The sequence below is a fragment of the Solibacillus sp. FSL K6-1554 genome (assembly GCF_038005185.1).
GTDB classification, from domain to species: domain Bacteria; phylum Bacillota; class Bacilli; order Bacillales_A; family Planococcaceae; genus Solibacillus; species Solibacillus silvestris.
In genome coordinates this window covers 1750412-1765890 of sequence record NZ_JBBOSS010000001.1, presented here as the reverse complement: position 1 = coordinate 1765890, position 15479 = coordinate 1750412, and the positions used below count along the sequence as shown (strand labels likewise).

The 15479-nt window shown below is 39.2% G+C and carries 13 protein-coding genes; 3 read left to right on the top strand and 10 right to left on the bottom strand.

Features of this window, described 5'->3' with window-relative positions:
• The first annotated feature begins 292 nt into the window (after positions 1-292).
• Together MHB58_RS08545 and MHB58_RS08540 are read left to right on the top strand one after the other, a co-directional pair.
• Positions 293-1647 (top strand): IS3 family transposase gene (locus MHB58_RS08545; RefSeq protein WP_340735040.1). Its coding sequence is split into 2 segments (ribosomal slippage): positions 293-746 and positions 746-1647, totalling 1356 coding nucleotides; the frame shifts between segments, so codons are not numbered across the junction.
• A gap of 328 nt (positions 1648-1975) precedes the next feature.
• Positions 1976-2131, top strand: a complete 156-nt coding sequence (locus MHB58_RS08540) for a hypothetical protein (RefSeq protein WP_340735039.1) — start codon at positions 1976-1978, stop codon at positions 2129-2131.
• Positions 2132-2818: 687 nt separating this feature from the next.
• Here MHB58_RS08540 and MHB58_RS08535 read toward each other — a convergent pair.
• The 10 genes from MHB58_RS08535 to MHB58_RS08490 form a co-directional block, all read right to left on the bottom strand.
• Entirely contained in the window at positions 2819-3547 is a 729-nt protein-coding gene (locus MHB58_RS08535) for an NAD-dependent protein deacylase (RefSeq protein WP_008407816.1), read from the bottom strand.
• Complete coding sequence (locus MHB58_RS08530; RefSeq protein ID WP_340735038.1) at positions 3537-4694, bottom strand: M20 family metallopeptidase; 1158 nt, start codon at positions 4692-4694, stop codon at positions 3537-3539. Before MHB58_RS08530 ends, MHB58_RS08535 begins: the two co-directional genes overlap by 11 nt.
• Before the next feature lie 47 nt (positions 4695-4741).
• Positions 4742-5656, bottom strand: a complete 915-nt coding sequence (locus MHB58_RS08525) for a DMT family transporter (protein ID WP_014824036.1) — start codon at positions 5654-5656, stop codon at positions 4742-4744.
• Between the two features lie 75 nt (positions 5657-5731).
• Positions 5732-6028 carry a hypothetical protein gene (locus tag MHB58_RS08520; RefSeq protein ID WP_008407820.1) on the bottom strand — a complete coding sequence of 99 codons (297 nt, stop codon included), beginning with the start codon at positions 6026-6028 and terminating at the stop codon, positions 5732-5734.
• A gap of 330 nt (positions 6029-6358) precedes the next feature.
• Positions 6359-7510, bottom strand: a complete 1152-nt coding sequence (locus tag MHB58_RS08515) for a toxic anion resistance protein (protein ID WP_008407822.1) — start codon at positions 7508-7510, stop codon at positions 6359-6361.
• Between the two features lie 278 nt (positions 7511-7788).
• A complete protein-coding gene (locus tag MHB58_RS08510) occupies positions 7789-9402 on the bottom strand; it encodes an MFS transporter (RefSeq protein WP_340735037.1) in 1614 nt (537 codons plus the stop codon).
• Positions 9403-9524: 122 nt separating this feature from the next.
• Positions 9525-10898, bottom strand: coding sequence for an argininosuccinate lyase (gene argH, locus MHB58_RS08505; RefSeq protein ID WP_340735036.1), 1374 nt, complete (start codon positions 10896-10898; stop codon positions 9525-9527).
• Positions 10899-10985: 87 nt separating this feature from the next.
• On the bottom strand, positions 10986-12200 hold the full coding sequence (locus MHB58_RS08500; protein WP_340735035.1) for an argininosuccinate synthase: 1215 nt from the start codon (positions 12198-12200) through the stop codon (positions 10986-10988).
• A 247-nt stretch (positions 12201-12447) separates the two neighbouring features.
• Entirely contained in the window at positions 12448-13194 is a 747-nt protein-coding gene (locus MHB58_RS08495) for an SDR family NAD(P)-dependent oxidoreductase (protein WP_340735034.1), read from the bottom strand.
• Positions 13195-13245: 51 nt separating this feature from the next.
• Positions 13246-13695: an RrF2 family transcriptional regulator gene (locus MHB58_RS08490; RefSeq protein WP_179946239.1), complete on the bottom strand. Its 450-nt coding sequence runs from the start codon at positions 13693-13695 to the stop codon at positions 13246-13248.
• A gap of 244 nt (positions 13696-13939) precedes the next feature.
• On the opposite strand from MHB58_RS08490, the gene hmpA reads away from it, so the two are divergent.
• Positions 13940-15100 (top strand): NO-inducible flavohemoprotein, encoded by a 1161-nt coding sequence (hmpA, locus tag MHB58_RS08485; RefSeq protein ID WP_340735033.1) that lies wholly within the window; start codon positions 13940-13942, stop codon positions 15098-15100.
• The last annotated feature ends 379 nt before the right edge of the window (positions 15101-15479 follow it).

Here is a 15479-nt window from a genome sequence, read left to right as displayed (position 1 = left end):
AATAATAGCTAATTTTGACTTCCAATTAGATTTAAATGAACTGGTCAAAAAAATAATGCAAGCAAAAAATGAAAATAAATATATGATTCATTACGGGATTTAAACGTATATTTAAAGATACATGGCCTTTTTACGCAAAAAAGGGCTTTCCTTCTCCAAGGAAAGCGCCCGTTTGTGGAATAAGGGTGGCATCAGATTTATACATTTACAATGTTAAGCAAAGAAAATGTTACCAAAACGTGAACTGCACCCCATTTGTTAGACACATCTAACAAGGAGGTGCGGTTTTTCTATGGCTAAAATGAGCCCAGAAGATAAATTAGCAGCGGTTCAACGATATGTAAATGGCAAGGAAAGCTCTAGATCTGTCGCTGCGGATTTTGGTATTTCACATCGTTATTTATTAGGCTTAGTGAAACAATATCAGCACAATGGTGTAGAAGTTTTTGTCAGACGATATACAAACTATACAAAAGCGTTTAAACTAGACGTACTTAACTATATGACTGAACAAGGTACGTCCTTTAATGAAACAGCTGCAATCTTTAATATTGCAGGTGCTTCATCGATACAGAATTGGAAAAAACAATTCGAAACTTTAGGAGAGGATGCCCTTCAGCCAAAGAAAAAGGGGCGTCAATCCATGAAAAAAGAATCGACTAAACAACATAAAAACGTACTAGCAGAAGGCTCTACAGAAGCACTTCAAGCGCGTATTCAGCAGCTTGAAATGGAAAACGAGTATTTAAAAAAGTTGAATGCCTTAGTTCAAGCCAAGGAAAAATCACCAAAGAAGACAAAGTAAAGGTCATCTACGAATTAAGGCATAAATACTCGGTGAAGGCGCTTGTGGCATTCGCAGAAATCAAACGCAGCACGTACTATAATCTAGTGAAGAAGATGAATCGACCAGATCCAGACGCTGATTTAAAAGCCGATATTCAAGCGATTTACGACGAACACGAAGGCCGTTATGGTTACCGTCGCATTCGTGATGAGCTAGCGAATCTTGGGCAAAAAGTGAATCATAAAAAGGTTCAGCGTATCATGAAAGAGCTAGGATTAAAGTGCTTAGTACGCATGAAAAAATATAAATCGTATAAAGGGACGGTTGGTGAAATCGCCCCAAATATTTTAGACCGCAATTTTACAGTAGTAGTACCAAATGAAAAGTGGACAACTGATATTACAGAGTTTAAATTATTTGGCGAGAAGCTTTATTTATCGCCTGTTTTAGACCTGTTTAACGGAGAAATTATCACCTATACAATTGGCTCTAGACCTACTTATTCATTGGTTTCAGAGATGTTAGAAAAGGCGTTAGAACGCTTACCAGAAGACCACCAGCTATTAATGCATTCGGATCAGGGCTGGCATTATCAAATGAAGCAATATCGCCATACGCTTCAATCGAGAGGCATTGTGCAAAGTATGTCACGAAAGGGCAACTGTTACGATAATTCAGTGATGGAGAATTTCTTTGGGATACTAAAATCAGAATTTCTTTACTTAAAAGAATTTGAAAGCATCAAGCATTTTAAAGAGGAACTTAAAGAATATATAAATTATTACAACACCAAACGGATTAAGGCAAAATTTAAATTGAGTCCGATACAATACCGAACTCAATTTACCCAAGCTGCCTAAAATAACCGTGTCTAACTTTTGGGGGTCACTTCACTCCCCGCTTTGGGTGCATTTTTTTAGCAGTTGATATAATTTGGGGCTTGCCAGTTTAACTTGTTATACAACTTTATACCGAAGAATGTTCCCATATCAAAGATTGGAATCTCCCATTAAAAGACAAACGTTGATGTAGCAGTGTTTGTCTTTTTTTAATGTAACTATGTTTATACATTTTTTTATGCAGATAGATTAAAGTAGCTGCGTTTATACTTGCAGAGCTTTTTTGCATAATAACTTAAATAGCATATTTCTTATCAAAAGGTATGACATAGAACAGGAGGATGCACTATTGCAAAAGAAATTAAAAATAATTGAAGACAGAAAAGCACTTCTTTTAGCTATTGCTTTATTAATATTTATTTGGATTTTTTTTTCAGTAATTATTGGCATTATCCATCTCCACCATTCGAGTTACTCACTTCAAAAGGGGTTATTAGTTTTTTAGAGGAAGAGAATTCTGAGAGCGGATTTCTGAAAATTGCTACTGAAAACGATTTTGATTGGTATACATGTAAGGATATTAACTGTTTAGACGAGAATCTATTTAACCGACTTACAGATAGAGGTTGGCATAAACAAGATATAACTCCATATTATAAAACCGAACGGAAAGCTTATACGTATTGAGGATATTTGACGGAAACCTAGGCACTATTCTCAAAATAGAAGTATACCATTGGGTGAATAGTGAAGAAATTACGTTTTTAAAAATACCTCAAGATGTAGATTTTTAATTTAAATAAACTTAAACCAAGGCATATTTAGGAGGATATTCATCTACGAATAAAACATAAAAGGATAGATCAAAATTTTCCGTTGCTAATTTTATGCCCATTTCTATTCCCTCCTTAATCATATAAGTAAATTATAACAAGGGAGCTGCGTATTCTTCATCACAATTTGGCCCGATTGTGGAATAAGAAAAATGCATTCCATACAGGTTTTTTAACAATTTTTATTAAAATACCAGAATAAAAAATACATCTATTATTTCTTTAATAGATGTATTTTTATATTCAAATAAAAGTTTGATTATATATAATCAAACTCAAATCCTCTAAATATAAGGTCTCGTCTGGTTTTATTTTATTATACTATTTAGCCTATAGTAGTATCATTACAGGCTTTGTTATTACTTTTCGAAATCCCCCAACTCTTGATAAACATCCGCTAAAATTTTCCCTGCCGATCCTTCCAAGACTAAATCAAACGAATAGTGTAGACTGGTGGACGTTTGCTCCCGGTTGATGTAGACGAGCTTTCCTTTCGACATGCTCGGCAACTGGTTGACAGGGTAGACTTCCAAACTTGTGCCGATCACAATGACAAGGTCTGCCTGGTGTATTTCATGTAACGTGCGATCCCATGCCTCGGATGGCAATGTTTCTCCAAACAGCACCACATTCGGGCGTAATTTTCCCGAACAATACGTACAAATACTGTTATTCAAAAATTGCTCTTTTGCATGTGGCTTGCCGCATTTTTGGCAGCGGATTGTTACAATATTCCCATGCAGTTCCGCTACATTTTTACTTCCGGCCTGCTGATGAAGCTGGTCGACATTTTGGGTCGCAATAAGCGAAACAAGTCCACGCTTTTCAAAGTCCGCTAAAATAAGATGTCCTTCATGGGGTTTGCAGTTGTTCAATGAATTCATTCGTGTCTGGTAAAACTCGCGGAATTGTTCATAGTTCTTTTGCAGGCTTTCTGTCGAAGCAACAATACGTGGATTGATATTTCGCCATAGGCCTGTTGACGAGCGAAAATCCGGTATGCCCGATTCGGTGGACATTCCGGCACCTGTCAGCACTACTGTACGGTTCGATTGTTTCATCAAGTGAGCCAGTGTTTCAGCCGTCATCCTGATTTCCCTCCATCTCAATCTCATTTACAACTTCCAGCAATGTATTCGTCAAAAGCGCGAAACGTTCAATGATATGATCTTTTACAATATGCTCATGTTCTGCATGAATGCCGTCCCCTACTAGTCCAAGGCCATCCAATGTCGGCGTGTATAACGATGTGAAATTGCCGTCACTTGCACCGCCGACTGATGCTTCTTCCACATCAAAACCAAGCTCCTCCGCTTCTTCCTGCGCAATTTCGAACAGTTCTTCACTGTCTTCATCACGTTCCATCGGCGGCCGGTTAATCCCGCCATCAATTTCAATTTTCGTACGTTGATCATATGGCTTAAGCTCTTCGAAATAATCGTCGATACGTTCCTGCTCTGTGCGAGTAACCGATCGGACATCGACTCCTACGTGCGCTTCATCAGGTACGACATTCAGTTTACCGCCGCCCTGGATCATACCGACATTCAGCGTTGTCCCTTTTTCGTAATCGTTCAGTGCATCAATATTCAGGATTTGTCTTGCTGCTTCCGTAATTGCACTGACACCATCCCGCGGATTATTGCCAGCATGCGATGCTAGTCCTCGAATATTCAGCAAATACCTGGATGTCCCTTTCCGCGCAATTTTCAGTTCACCCGAAACAGTAACAGCAGGCTCCAATATAAAAGCCGCCACAGACTTTTTTGCTTCTTCTTCGATTAGCGCTCTGGATGTAGGGCTTCCAATTTCTTCATCGCTGTTCAGGAAAAAAACAACCCGCCGCTTCAAAGGCAGATTCATTTTTTGAACATATTTAAAAAACCAAATAGCACTGACGAGACCTGATTTCATATCCAGAATACCAGGACCAAAAATTTTATCTTCTTCTTCCCGGTATGACAAAGCTCCCTGATCCCAAACGGTATCATAATGACCAATCATTAATATCTGTTCGGTCCCTTCGCCCATTTCAAAACGGAGATGATTGCCGTTATGCTCCATCGCATATTCCGTAGCTTTCACATGAAAATAGTCATAAAACATCGATTGGATCACATCTTTGCACAGATCAAGCAACTCTTTATTCTGTGATGGGGAATCAGCTAATACTAAGCGTTTAATATCGTCTTTAATATCCTTTTCATGCAATATAAAAAAATCGAATGCTTCCATAACAACGCCTCCTTCGTTTTCTATACCCAAAAATGCCTAAGTGACATTCACTTAGACATTCGAAGTGTTGCTTTTTTGCTCCCGGCAATTGATAAATAGACAACAAAAACAAGCATTAATAAAATACCGACATATTGCCAGCTATACAAAGTTGCACCGAGCCAGACAACGGAAATCACCATTGCCGTCAACGGTTCGAAACTCGATAAAATACTCGTTTCAACTGGAGATATGTATTTCAGGCTTGTTAAAAATAAAATATAGGCGAAGGATCCAAAAATACCCGTAGCAATAATAAGAAATACGTTTACCGGATCCAGCAACAACAGCCATTGTTCTGTTTTCCAAAGCTGACCCGCTACCGAGAACATAAGCCCGCCTATGATCATACCCCAGCCAATAATGATGATGACCCCTACTTCAGCCATTAGCCGAGCAGGATACAATGTATAAAATGCATACGTAAATCCTAACAGCAGTCCCCAAACAAGCGCTTCATTGCTCACAAGCAACCCTGAAACAGAGCCATTTGTCAGCAATAGAAACAGCCCGACGAGCGTACCGAAAATACCGATCAGTTGACTGCGTGGAGGAAGAACCTTCCCAACGACCGATGTATAGATAACGATGAAGATTGGCGCCAAAAACTGCAACAGTGTTGCAATAATCGCATTGCTCACTTCAATCGATTTTACAAACGTAAATTGTAAACCTACCATTCCTATCACACTGAAAATAAGTAATTGTACCGAATAGTTCCGGTTTTTCCAAATCGAGAATATCGATTTTTTCTGCATAGCTGCAATGCCAAGTATTAAAATGCCTGCAATCATTAACCTTACAGCAAGCATAAATTCGGCGGTCATGGCTGTTTGTTGCAGGAGCCATTCCATCATCGGACCGGTAGCCCCCCAAAATATCGAGCCTACTATAATCATCGCTATGCCTTTCAGACGTTCCACAAATACTACCTTCTTCCAACGTTCTATTCATAATAAAATTTTATCATGATTCCATTGTTGGGAAAATAGTACTTATTATTTGATTAGCTCAATCCAGCCACTTTCTTTAATCGTTACACGGGGTGATGCGTACTTTGGAGGTTCGTAGGAAAATACGGTTTTATCAAAATCATCCTTTACAACAAACACATTTAAAAATTGGATTTCATTAATTAATTTTCGAATATGCGCTTTATCATACAAATCGCTTTTTTCATTCATTAAAATAAGCAATTCATTCTTTATACTCAATACGTCCCGTTCATTTGCTCTGCGTATAACACTTTTCGGCATTTTAAGAAATTCGTCGATTTTCATTAAGTTCTTTTCCATCGTTGTCTTCCTTTCCCTCTTGGCAATACTTGTGTAAATCTTCTTTTAATGTTATTTACCCAATTTCACCAAATTCACCCCTAATTAATCACCAGAAAGAAATTTTAGACGGCTTATATGCTTAATATAACAAGCTTTTAAATTGTATGTTAATCCGTATTTTTGAATATATATTTATCGGATAATAGGTGTATACCACATTAGATAGCTGCCCCCAGCCCTCCTATTATTGAGTATAATAAAAGATTCACATCTTCAAAAAACAAGTCAGCGTTCCAAAAAATGATAAAAGGCATCGAGCAAAAGATACTCGATGCCTGCATTATTTTATTACATACTTTTTAATTTCTCATACTCAAGCTGCAATTGTTCAATACGCTTACGTCCTTCTTCCCGATTGCGCACTGTTTCTGCCTGAATTTGTTTTGTTTCTTCAATGCCGGAAATTATCGTTTTCCACGTTGTTTCGATCGTTTCGACTTTGATGCTCGGACTGCCTGCCTGACGCGCAATGTTCACCGAATTTTGTCGCACATTTTCCGCGTTTCGTACAAGCATTTCATTTGTTCGACGGTCCAGTTCAGCCATCGAATCGGAAACAAGCTTTTGTCGCTGCATTGTTACGGCATGGATCAGACCTTGTTTGAAAATTGGAATTGTCGTCACGAATGCGGAGTTAATTTTCCCGATTAAATGGTTGTTGCCTTGCTGCATTAAACGAATTTGCGGTGCCGACTGGAATGATACTTGCTGAGCCATTTCAAGATCATAACCTCGTTGCTCCAGTAACTCGATTCCGCGAGTAACCGTTTCAAGCTCCATGATCGCTTCATGGTCACCGGAATCCGCTTTTGCCGATAATGCTGGCAATTGCTGCCGCAAATCGTTTACTTTAATATCGATTGCCGCAATGTGCTCGCTTAAAGTATGGAAGTAGTTGAGGTTCTCATCATACATTTGTTCCAGCTGCACGGTATTTCGTTTCATTTCCACTTCGTACTTCTGAATTTCGTTATAAACGACATCGACTTCTTTATTCATCGTATCGTATTTGGATAAAATGCGCTCCAACTGCTCTTTGCTTTTTGAAAACAGTTTTTTCAGGAAGCCTTTTTTCTGCTCTTCCTGGAAATCCTGAGGATCAAAACGGTCCATAATTTTATTTAGATTGTTGAGTAATGTTGTCGACTTTTCCAGGTTGCTCTGTTTAATCGTTGCGAGCATACGGTCTGAAAATGTTGAAATACCCTGAGCCGTTTCTTTACCGAATTCGAGAACGGCAATTTGATTTTTCACGTCTATTTTTTCTGCAAGCTGTTGAACTTGCGGCTGTTGTTTTAACTGTTCCTGACGCTGGCGGATTTGAGAAAGCTCCTGTTGCGAAACGAGTTGTTTTTGTGGTTGTTCGATCATATCAGTTGTTGGTGCCGGCTCTTGCTCAGCACGTTTATTTAAATCTTCAAATAATGGATTTTCAGCCATGTACGATTCCCCCATTCTATGTATTACTAGTATTTACGTAAATTTTCATGAAAAGTTTCATGCTGTTGCTGCTAATTATAACGCAAAACATTGTGATTATTCTAATTTGAGCCTACCGGAAAATAAACGCACCGCTTTTAGACAACAAAAAATGCCCTTTTATGCGCAAAAGGACACTTTTTGTAAGTCTACTATTGGGGGAGAGACTTCACACCCACACAAGCTTTGCATGAGTCTAATGATAAATTACCCCAAATCGTTCAACCTAAAACACTTTTTTATATTTCCAATGATTTTTTTCGAATCGGTTTTAAAATCAGTCCTAATGCAAAAATACAAATGGCAATTATGACTGCCGAGTAAAATAGTCCGCCATAGCCGTTTTGCGCTGCCATTACCGTTACTTCATTAACAGAATTCAAAATGACTTCTTTTAACGTCGGATCCTGGATATTTTGAACGACCGTCATCATTTGTTCCTCGGAAAACTGACCGCCCGCAGCGAACTGACTGCCCACTTGAGCAAGTTCTGCAGTTGCCTGTTCCGATAAATTTGCCTGTTGTACATTTTGCTGTAAAATTCCTTGGAAATCGTTTTTAAACAGTGATGGGATTTCGCTGAATCCGCGCGCGATAAATCCTGCATAAATTGTCGGCGCAATCGTCATCCCGATTGTTCGAATTAATGAGAGTGACGCTAATGCCGTCCCTTTATTTGCTTCGAGTTTTTCGGTTGCCAAAATGTTCAGTGGTGCTCCTAGAAGAACACCCATGCCGACACCGCCAATTACAGATGCAATGACGAACTGCCATTTTGCATCAATCCATGTCGGGAACAGGAAAAAGCCAATAGCAGCAACGAGACCGGAAAACAGAACAGCTAATACCGGGCCACGTTTATCGACTAGAATACCGCCAACCGCTGCCCCAATACCTGCAGCTAGTGCAAGTGGTGTCATCCAGTAACCCGCATGTTCGGATTTAATACCCAATACTTGTTCTGAAAAGGCCGGAATGAAAATCATCGCAGCAAGCATTGCACCAGATAGAAGACCTAGCAGCAATGTCAGTAAATAAGTAGGCTGACGCATTAACGCTACCGGTAAAATCGGGTCTCCTCCACGACGCTCAAGACGAGTTTCATAGAAATAAAGGATAACAAGAACAATAATTCCAGCTAGTAAATAAGGATATACGGTTGGTTCGATTAACGAGCTGAAAAAGTTGATGCCCTCAATATTAGTCAGTCCGTACATAATTCCTAAAATTGCAATGGAAAGCAGTACAGTACCGGTCATATCGAGCTTGCCAGGTGCTGCGTCTTTCGTTTCTTCCAGTTTGAGAAAACCCATGATCACAAGAAAAATTGCGATCGGCACATTGATTAAAAACAGCCAATGCCAGCTACCTGTGAGATCCAAAATGATACTTCCGATATTCGGACCTAACACTGCGGCAACCCCGTTCATCCCGCCAAGCAATCCTAGTGCTTTCCCTTGCTTTTCTGCTGGCAGTGTACTCACGACATATGAAGTACCGATAATAAAAATACCGCCGCCGCCCATTGCCTGGATAAAGCGAGAAATTAAATAAAACGTAAAGTTCGGGCTAAGTGCAACGAGCAGAGATCCAAGACCAAACAACGCAATTTCAACAATAAACAGTTTTTTACGTCCATAACGGTCCGAGAGTTTCCCGACAATCGGGACACTGATTGCCAAGCCAAGAGTATACAACGTGACACCCCAAGCTCCCCAGTTTGCTTCAACATTGAATGAGCTGTTGATCGTAGTGAGAGCTGCACTGATGATTCCATTGTCAAGTGCCGCCATAAATACGCCCAGTGCAAATAAAGTAAGCACCCATGTTTGTGAAGTCTTCGCATTCGTCATAAAAAGACACCTTTCTTTTTAAGTTACCTATTATTATACTGCTAATTTTGAAATTGACTAAGAAAAAGTACCAAAAAAAGGAACAAAAATGTCCTGTAAAAATTTCTACAGGACATCCATTGTTAAACTAATAGCTGTTTCGCATTTTGAATTTGAAGTGCTACTTGCTCAAAACCTGTACCGCCCAATGAATTACGTCGGCTGACAGCAGCTTCCGGTGCAAGTACTGCATAAATATCTTCTTCAATTAACGCAGATTCTTTCTGCATTTCTTCCAATGGCAGATTCAGTAGGTAAATTCCTTGCTGGATGCATGTAAATACAAGCTTCCCTGTTACTTCATGTGCTTCACGGAACGGCATTCCTTTTGTCGCCAAATAATCCGCAAGCTCTGTCGCATTTGAAAAGTCTGAATGTACAGCACTGTGTAGACGCGCTTTGTTGACCGTCATCGTACGAACCATACCTTCGAAGATTTTCAGTGAGCCTAATACGGTTTCCATCGTATCGAACATGCCCTCTTTGTCTTCCTGCATATCTTTGTTATATGTTAATGGCGTACCTTTTAAAACTGTTAACAGCCCCATTAAGTTCCCGTATGCACGGCCTGTTTTCCCGCGGATCAGCTCTGCCATATCCGGGTTTTTCTTTTGTGGCATAATGGATGAACCCGTTGAGAACGCATCATCCAGCTCGATAAATTTAAATTCATCTGTCGACCAAATAATGATTTCTTCCGCAAAACGTGATAAGTGTGTCATTAATAGTGCTGAATTCGATAAAAATTCGACGATAAAGTCACGATCACTTACCGCATCCATTGAATTGGCATATACTTCAGCAAATCCAAGCAGTTCAGCCGATTTTAGACGGTCGATCGGGAATGTTGTACCTGCCATCGCTCCGGCACCTAAAGGTAAAATATCAATACGTTTCATTGATTCTGTAAAACGCTCTTTATCACGTTGCAGCTGCCAGAAGTACACCATTAAATGGTGGGCAAAACTAATCGGCTGCGCACGCTGTAAATGCGTGTAGCCAGGAGCAATCGTGTCCACATTCTGCTCCGCCTGCTCGATAATCGTTTTTTGGAAATGTTCGATTAATCCGATCACTTCAGGTACACGTTTCTTTAAAAATAAGTGCATATCTGTTGCTACTTGGTCATTACGTGAGCGTCCAGTATGCAGCTTCCCGCCAACAGGACCGATCAAATCAATCAGCATCTTCTCAAGATTTAAATGGATGTCTTCATTTGAAACTGAAAACTCCAGTTCACCTGCTTCGGCTTTTACTTTTAATTGTGCTAGACCATCCAGAATTTTCTCGACATCTTCTTTTGGTAAAATATTTTGTGCTCCAAGCATTGTGACATGCGCTACAGATCCTTCAATATCTTCCAATACTAACTGCTGATCAAAGCCAATCGATGCCCCGAACTCGTCAACCCAGCTTTCTGCAGACTTTTGGAAACGACCGCCCCATAATTTTGCCATAGTAGTTTCACTCCTCAACTTATGTTCCTCATAATAGAAGAAGCGACTCGGGTTCCGAATCGCTCACTTCATTAACCGTATATCTAATTATTTATTTACTGTTTGTTTTGTGCTTTTTGCTACTTCTGATGCTACAACTGTTGGCATACCCCATAATTCGATAAAGCCTACAGCAGAAGCGTGGTTGAATTGGTCATGTTTTGAATATGTCGCCAATTCTTCAGAGTATAGAGAATTTGGAGATTTACGTCCTTCAACAATCGCATGACCTTTGTAAAGTTTTACACGAACTGTTCCGTTTACATACTTTTGCGTTTCTTTTAAGAATGCTTCAAGAGCTGTACGGATTGGGTTGAACCAAAGACCGTTATAGATGATTTCAGATAGTTTTTGTTCAATGATTGGTTTGAAATGCGCCAATTCTTTTACTAATGTAATATCTTCTAATTCTTTATGCGCTGTTAATAACACTTTCGCACCTGGAATTTCGTATACTTCACGAGATTTAATACCAACTAGACGGTTTTCAACGTGGTCGATACGGCCAATACCGTGTTCGCCCGCAATTTTATTTAATTCTTGAATTAAGTCTGCTAGTTTCATTTGAATTCCGTTAATTGATACAGGCTTTCCTTCAACGAATTCGATTTCCACATATTCCGGTGTATCCGGTGCTTGTTCCAATGAAACTGTTAAACCGTAAGCTTCTTCTGGTGGTGCAACCCAAGGATCTTCCATGACACCCGCTTCGTTTGCACGGCCCCATAGGTTTTGGTCAATCGAGAATGGTGAATCGAGTGTTGCCGGAATTGGAACACCGTGTTTTGCTGCGTATTCGATTTCTTCGTCACGGCTCCAGCCCCACTCACGTACAGGTGCTAATACTTCAAGATCCGGATTTAATGCTTTAATTGATACTTCAAAACGTACTTGGTCATTCCCTTTACCAGTACAACCATGTGCTACTGCATCGGCATTTGTTTCATTTGCAATTTCTACTAATTTTTTAGAAATTAATGGACGAGATAATGCAGAAACTAATGGATATTTTTGCTCATACCAAGTGTGACCTTGTAGTGAAATTAATGCAAAGTCTTCTGCAAACTCATCTTTTGCATCGATCATATATGATTCAACAGCACCTACTTGAAGTGCTTTATTACGGATAAATTCCAAGTCTTTACCTTCACCAACATCAAGACATACTGCGATTACGTCCCAACCTTGTTCTTTTAACCACGGAATTGCTACTGATGTATCAAGACCACCTGAATATGCTAATACGACTTTCTTATTCGCCATGTTAATTGCCCCCAAATGATGTATGTTTATACATTGAATTAATAGTTTATACACGAATAGTAACACGTTATAAAAATAAACGCAACTGCATTTATATAAATTTTTTCACTTTTTGATACAATCTAAAAACATTCATTCGTGAAGTTTTCACAAGCTCTCGTTCATGCATAAATATGCTATTAATTGCAGCAGATTACAAAAGAGAGCAATTCAATTTTTATGACTGAAAAATCGAATGCTCTCACACTTACTTCTTATTAAAGAAACCTTTGCCTACAAATTCTACAAGTGCTGGCGCTACCGCATATAATTTACTCGTTACACTCATAATACGAGGTAGATTCACTTCTCGAGGACGCTTCTCGATTGAATCGACAACTTCTTTCGCTACTTTTTCAGGCGGTAGTAGAAATTTTCCGATTGCTTCCTTATAAGCGTTCGTTGCATCGGCTTTCTGAATAAATGGTGTATCGATCGGTCCCGGATAAATCCCCGTAACATGTATATTGTATTCTGCCAACTCCAGTCGAAGGCCATTCACAAAGCCGGTAATTGCATGTTTACTCGCTGCATATACACTTGCTTTTTTCGTTGCGACCTTGCCCCCCTGTGAACCAACGAAGATAAAGTGGCCGTTCTTCTTTGCAATCATTGCCGGTGCGAGACGTTTTGCCAAGTAAATCGGCGCACGTACATTCACATCTAACATTTGATCGATTTCCCGGTCCGCTAAATCAACCGCACTTTCAAAGTAGCCTAATCCGGCATTTAAAATCGCGATATCGATTGGCGGCAATTGCGATACGACTTCATCTATCTGAGATGGAATTGTTAAATCCGCTTTGTAGGCAACCGCTCCGATCCCATTTAAATAGTTGATGGCACTGTCATTTCTTCCAGTTGCATAAACGGTGTGTCCTTTTTTTACTAACATTTCTGTTATGATGCGTCCAATACCGCTTGTCGCACCTGTAATAAAAACTGTCTTTTTCATAGCTTCCCTCTTTATTTTCTTATTTTTATGTATATAAAAACTAGTAAATATTTATTTACTAGTTTGGGTAATGCCGAATAATTCACTTAAAATGTCTTTCGATACGAGCACATCCGCCAATGTATAGGTATCAAGCACAGCCAAATATGCTTTTAATGCTTCCTGTAAAGCAAATTTCAGCCTGCACTCGGGTGATATTTTGCAAAGGTTCCCTTCCGGATTAAAACATTCAACTAGGTGGAAGTCATCTTCCGTTTTGCGCACGACTTCACCGATGTTAATTTGTTCAGGTTCCACTGCCAAACGAATACCGCCACCACGTCCGCGAATCGTTTCAATATAGCCAAGTTTTCCTAAATCATGCGTAACTTTCATTAAATGGTTTTTGGAAATCTGATACGCATCTGCAATTTCCTGAATCGTAACTAAATTTTCTCTGCCCCGTACACCTAAATACATGAGCGTACGTAAAGAATAATCTGTATATACTGTTAACCGCACGCTGTTCACCATCTTTCTTCAACTTAAGTATAACATTTTAAATAAAATGTTCGAATAGAACGGCTTATGTTTGTCGATGAATTCATTATAATATTTTGTGTCCAATTTGTTAAAGATGTATTTTCTATATATGTTTGTGACAGATCTGTTAAAGATGTATTTTTAATATTGCTTTAAATTTTTTTTAGCAGTATATTGATGGTGCAAGAAATAAACTAACCAAATTTGAGGGGACGTGCAATGTATGTTAGCACAACAAACAATTGATACAATCAAATCAACAGTACCTGTATTGGAGGTACACGGATTAGCGATTACTAAAACTTTCTATTCAAACCTATTCAGAGAAAACCCGGAATTACTAAACATTTTTAATCATACAAACCAAAAGAAAGATCGTCAGCAAACAGCTTTAGCAAACACGGTTTATGCAGCAGCAGTTCACATCGATCACTTGGAGGCAATCGTACCGGCTGTTGTTCAAATTGCCCATAAACACGTAAGTTTAGGTATTTTACCGGAGCATTATCCGATTGTTGGCAAATATTTATTAGAAGCGATTAAAGAAGTTCTTGGAGATGCGGCAACAGATGAAATTATCGACGCTTGGGGTAAAGCATACGGCGTCATTGCAGATGTATTCATTTCAGTTGAAGAAGATTTATACAAAGCAGCAGAAAATGCTGGAGGATGGCGCGCATTCAAAGAATTTACAATTGCAGAAGTTGTGGAAGAAAGCGAAGCAGTCAAATCTTTCTACTTAAAACCAGTTAACGGTGAAAAACTGCCTGCCTTTAAAGCTGGTCAATTCATTACATTACGTACACAAGTACCTGGTGAACAATACTTAATGAACCGCCAATATACATTAACAGACGGTTCGGAAGATTATTTCCGCATTTCTGTAAAACGTGAAGATGATGTAACACCGAACGGAATTGTTTCCAACTTCCTTCATAACGCAGAAATCGGCACTAAAGTGGATGTAAGTGCTCCTGCAGGTGTGTTCACATTAGTGGAAAATGAAAGCCCTGTTCTATTTATCAGCGGTGGTGTTGGTGTAACGCCATTACAAGGAATGCTGAAATCAATGGAAGGTCGCCAAGCATCATTTATTCAATGTGCTCGCAACGTAAATGTAGCGGCATTTAAAGAAACTATCGAAGAAAACGTTGCAGCGACAGACGGTAAGTATAAAGCGGTTTATTCAGATATAGACGGCTATATTACAAAAGCGCAAATTGAGGAATTCCTAGTTCCGGGTATGGAAGTCTATGTATGCGGTCCAACAGTATTCATGGAAACGGTGATCCAATACTTAGTTGAGCTCGATGTACCAGCTGAGAAGATTCATTATGAATTCTTCGGTGCAGCAATGGCATTGCAGATTAAGAAGACAGCTTAATTTATAGTAAAGCTTTTATAGTATGAAGAAGAAATAGCCAGTTTCCGGTAACCATACCGGTGACTGGTTTTTTGTTTTCCTCCCCTTTCACTACTAATTACTTACTATGTTTCTGTGTTTCTAATAAATTGGTGCGATGTTCTAATAAACCCGAAAAAGTTCTAATAAAACACCGATCTTTTAATATAAGTCGTCAATATTCAAATAAGTGGTCGAAGTCTTCTAATAAGCTACCGAGAACTTCTAATATGTGAGTCGGATGTTCTAATATATCTGGGAAAGTTCTAATATAAGCTGCAGACCACAATTTCTAATATGCTATCACAAAGTTTTAATGATCTTGTGCCCCGGTTTTCTAATAAGTTAGTGCGATCTTCTA

What these genes read in the sequence shown, in the direction of transcription:
- hmpA (WP_340735033.1), top strand. Translation starts at nt 13,940, where the DNA reads ATGTTAGCACAACAAACAATTGATACAATCAAATCAACAGTACCTGTA.
- argH (WP_340735036.1), bottom strand. Translation starts at nt 10,898, where the DNA reads ATGGCAAAATTATGGGGCGGTCGTTTCCAAAAGTCTGCAGAAAGCTGG.
- MHB58_RS08530 (WP_340735038.1), bottom strand. Translation starts at nt 4,694, where the DNA reads ATGGAAGCATTCGATTTTTTTATATTGCATGAAAAGGATATTAAAGAC.
- MHB58_RS08500 (WP_340735035.1), bottom strand. Translation starts at nt 12,200, where the DNA reads ATGGCGAATAAGAAAGTCGTATTAGCATATTCAGGTGGTCTTGATACA.
- MHB58_RS08515 (WP_008407822.1), bottom strand. Translation starts at nt 7,510, where the DNA reads ATGGCTGAAAATCCATTATTTGAAGATTTAAATAAACGTGCTGAGCAA.
- MHB58_RS08495 (WP_340735034.1), bottom strand. Translation starts at nt 13,194, where the DNA reads ATGAAAAAGACAGTTTTTATTACAGGTGCGACAAGCGGTATTGGACGC.
- MHB58_RS08535 (WP_008407816.1), bottom strand. Translation starts at nt 3,547, where the DNA reads ATGACGGCTGAAACACTGGCTCACTTGATGAAACAATCGAACCGTACA.
- MHB58_RS08510 (WP_340735037.1), bottom strand. Translation starts at nt 9,402, where the DNA reads ATGACGAATGCGAAGACTTCACAAACATGGGTGCTTACTTTATTTGCA.
- MHB58_RS08520 (WP_008407820.1), bottom strand. Translation starts at nt 6,028, where the DNA reads ATGGAAAAGAACTTAATGAAAATCGACGAATTTCTTAAAATGCCGAAA.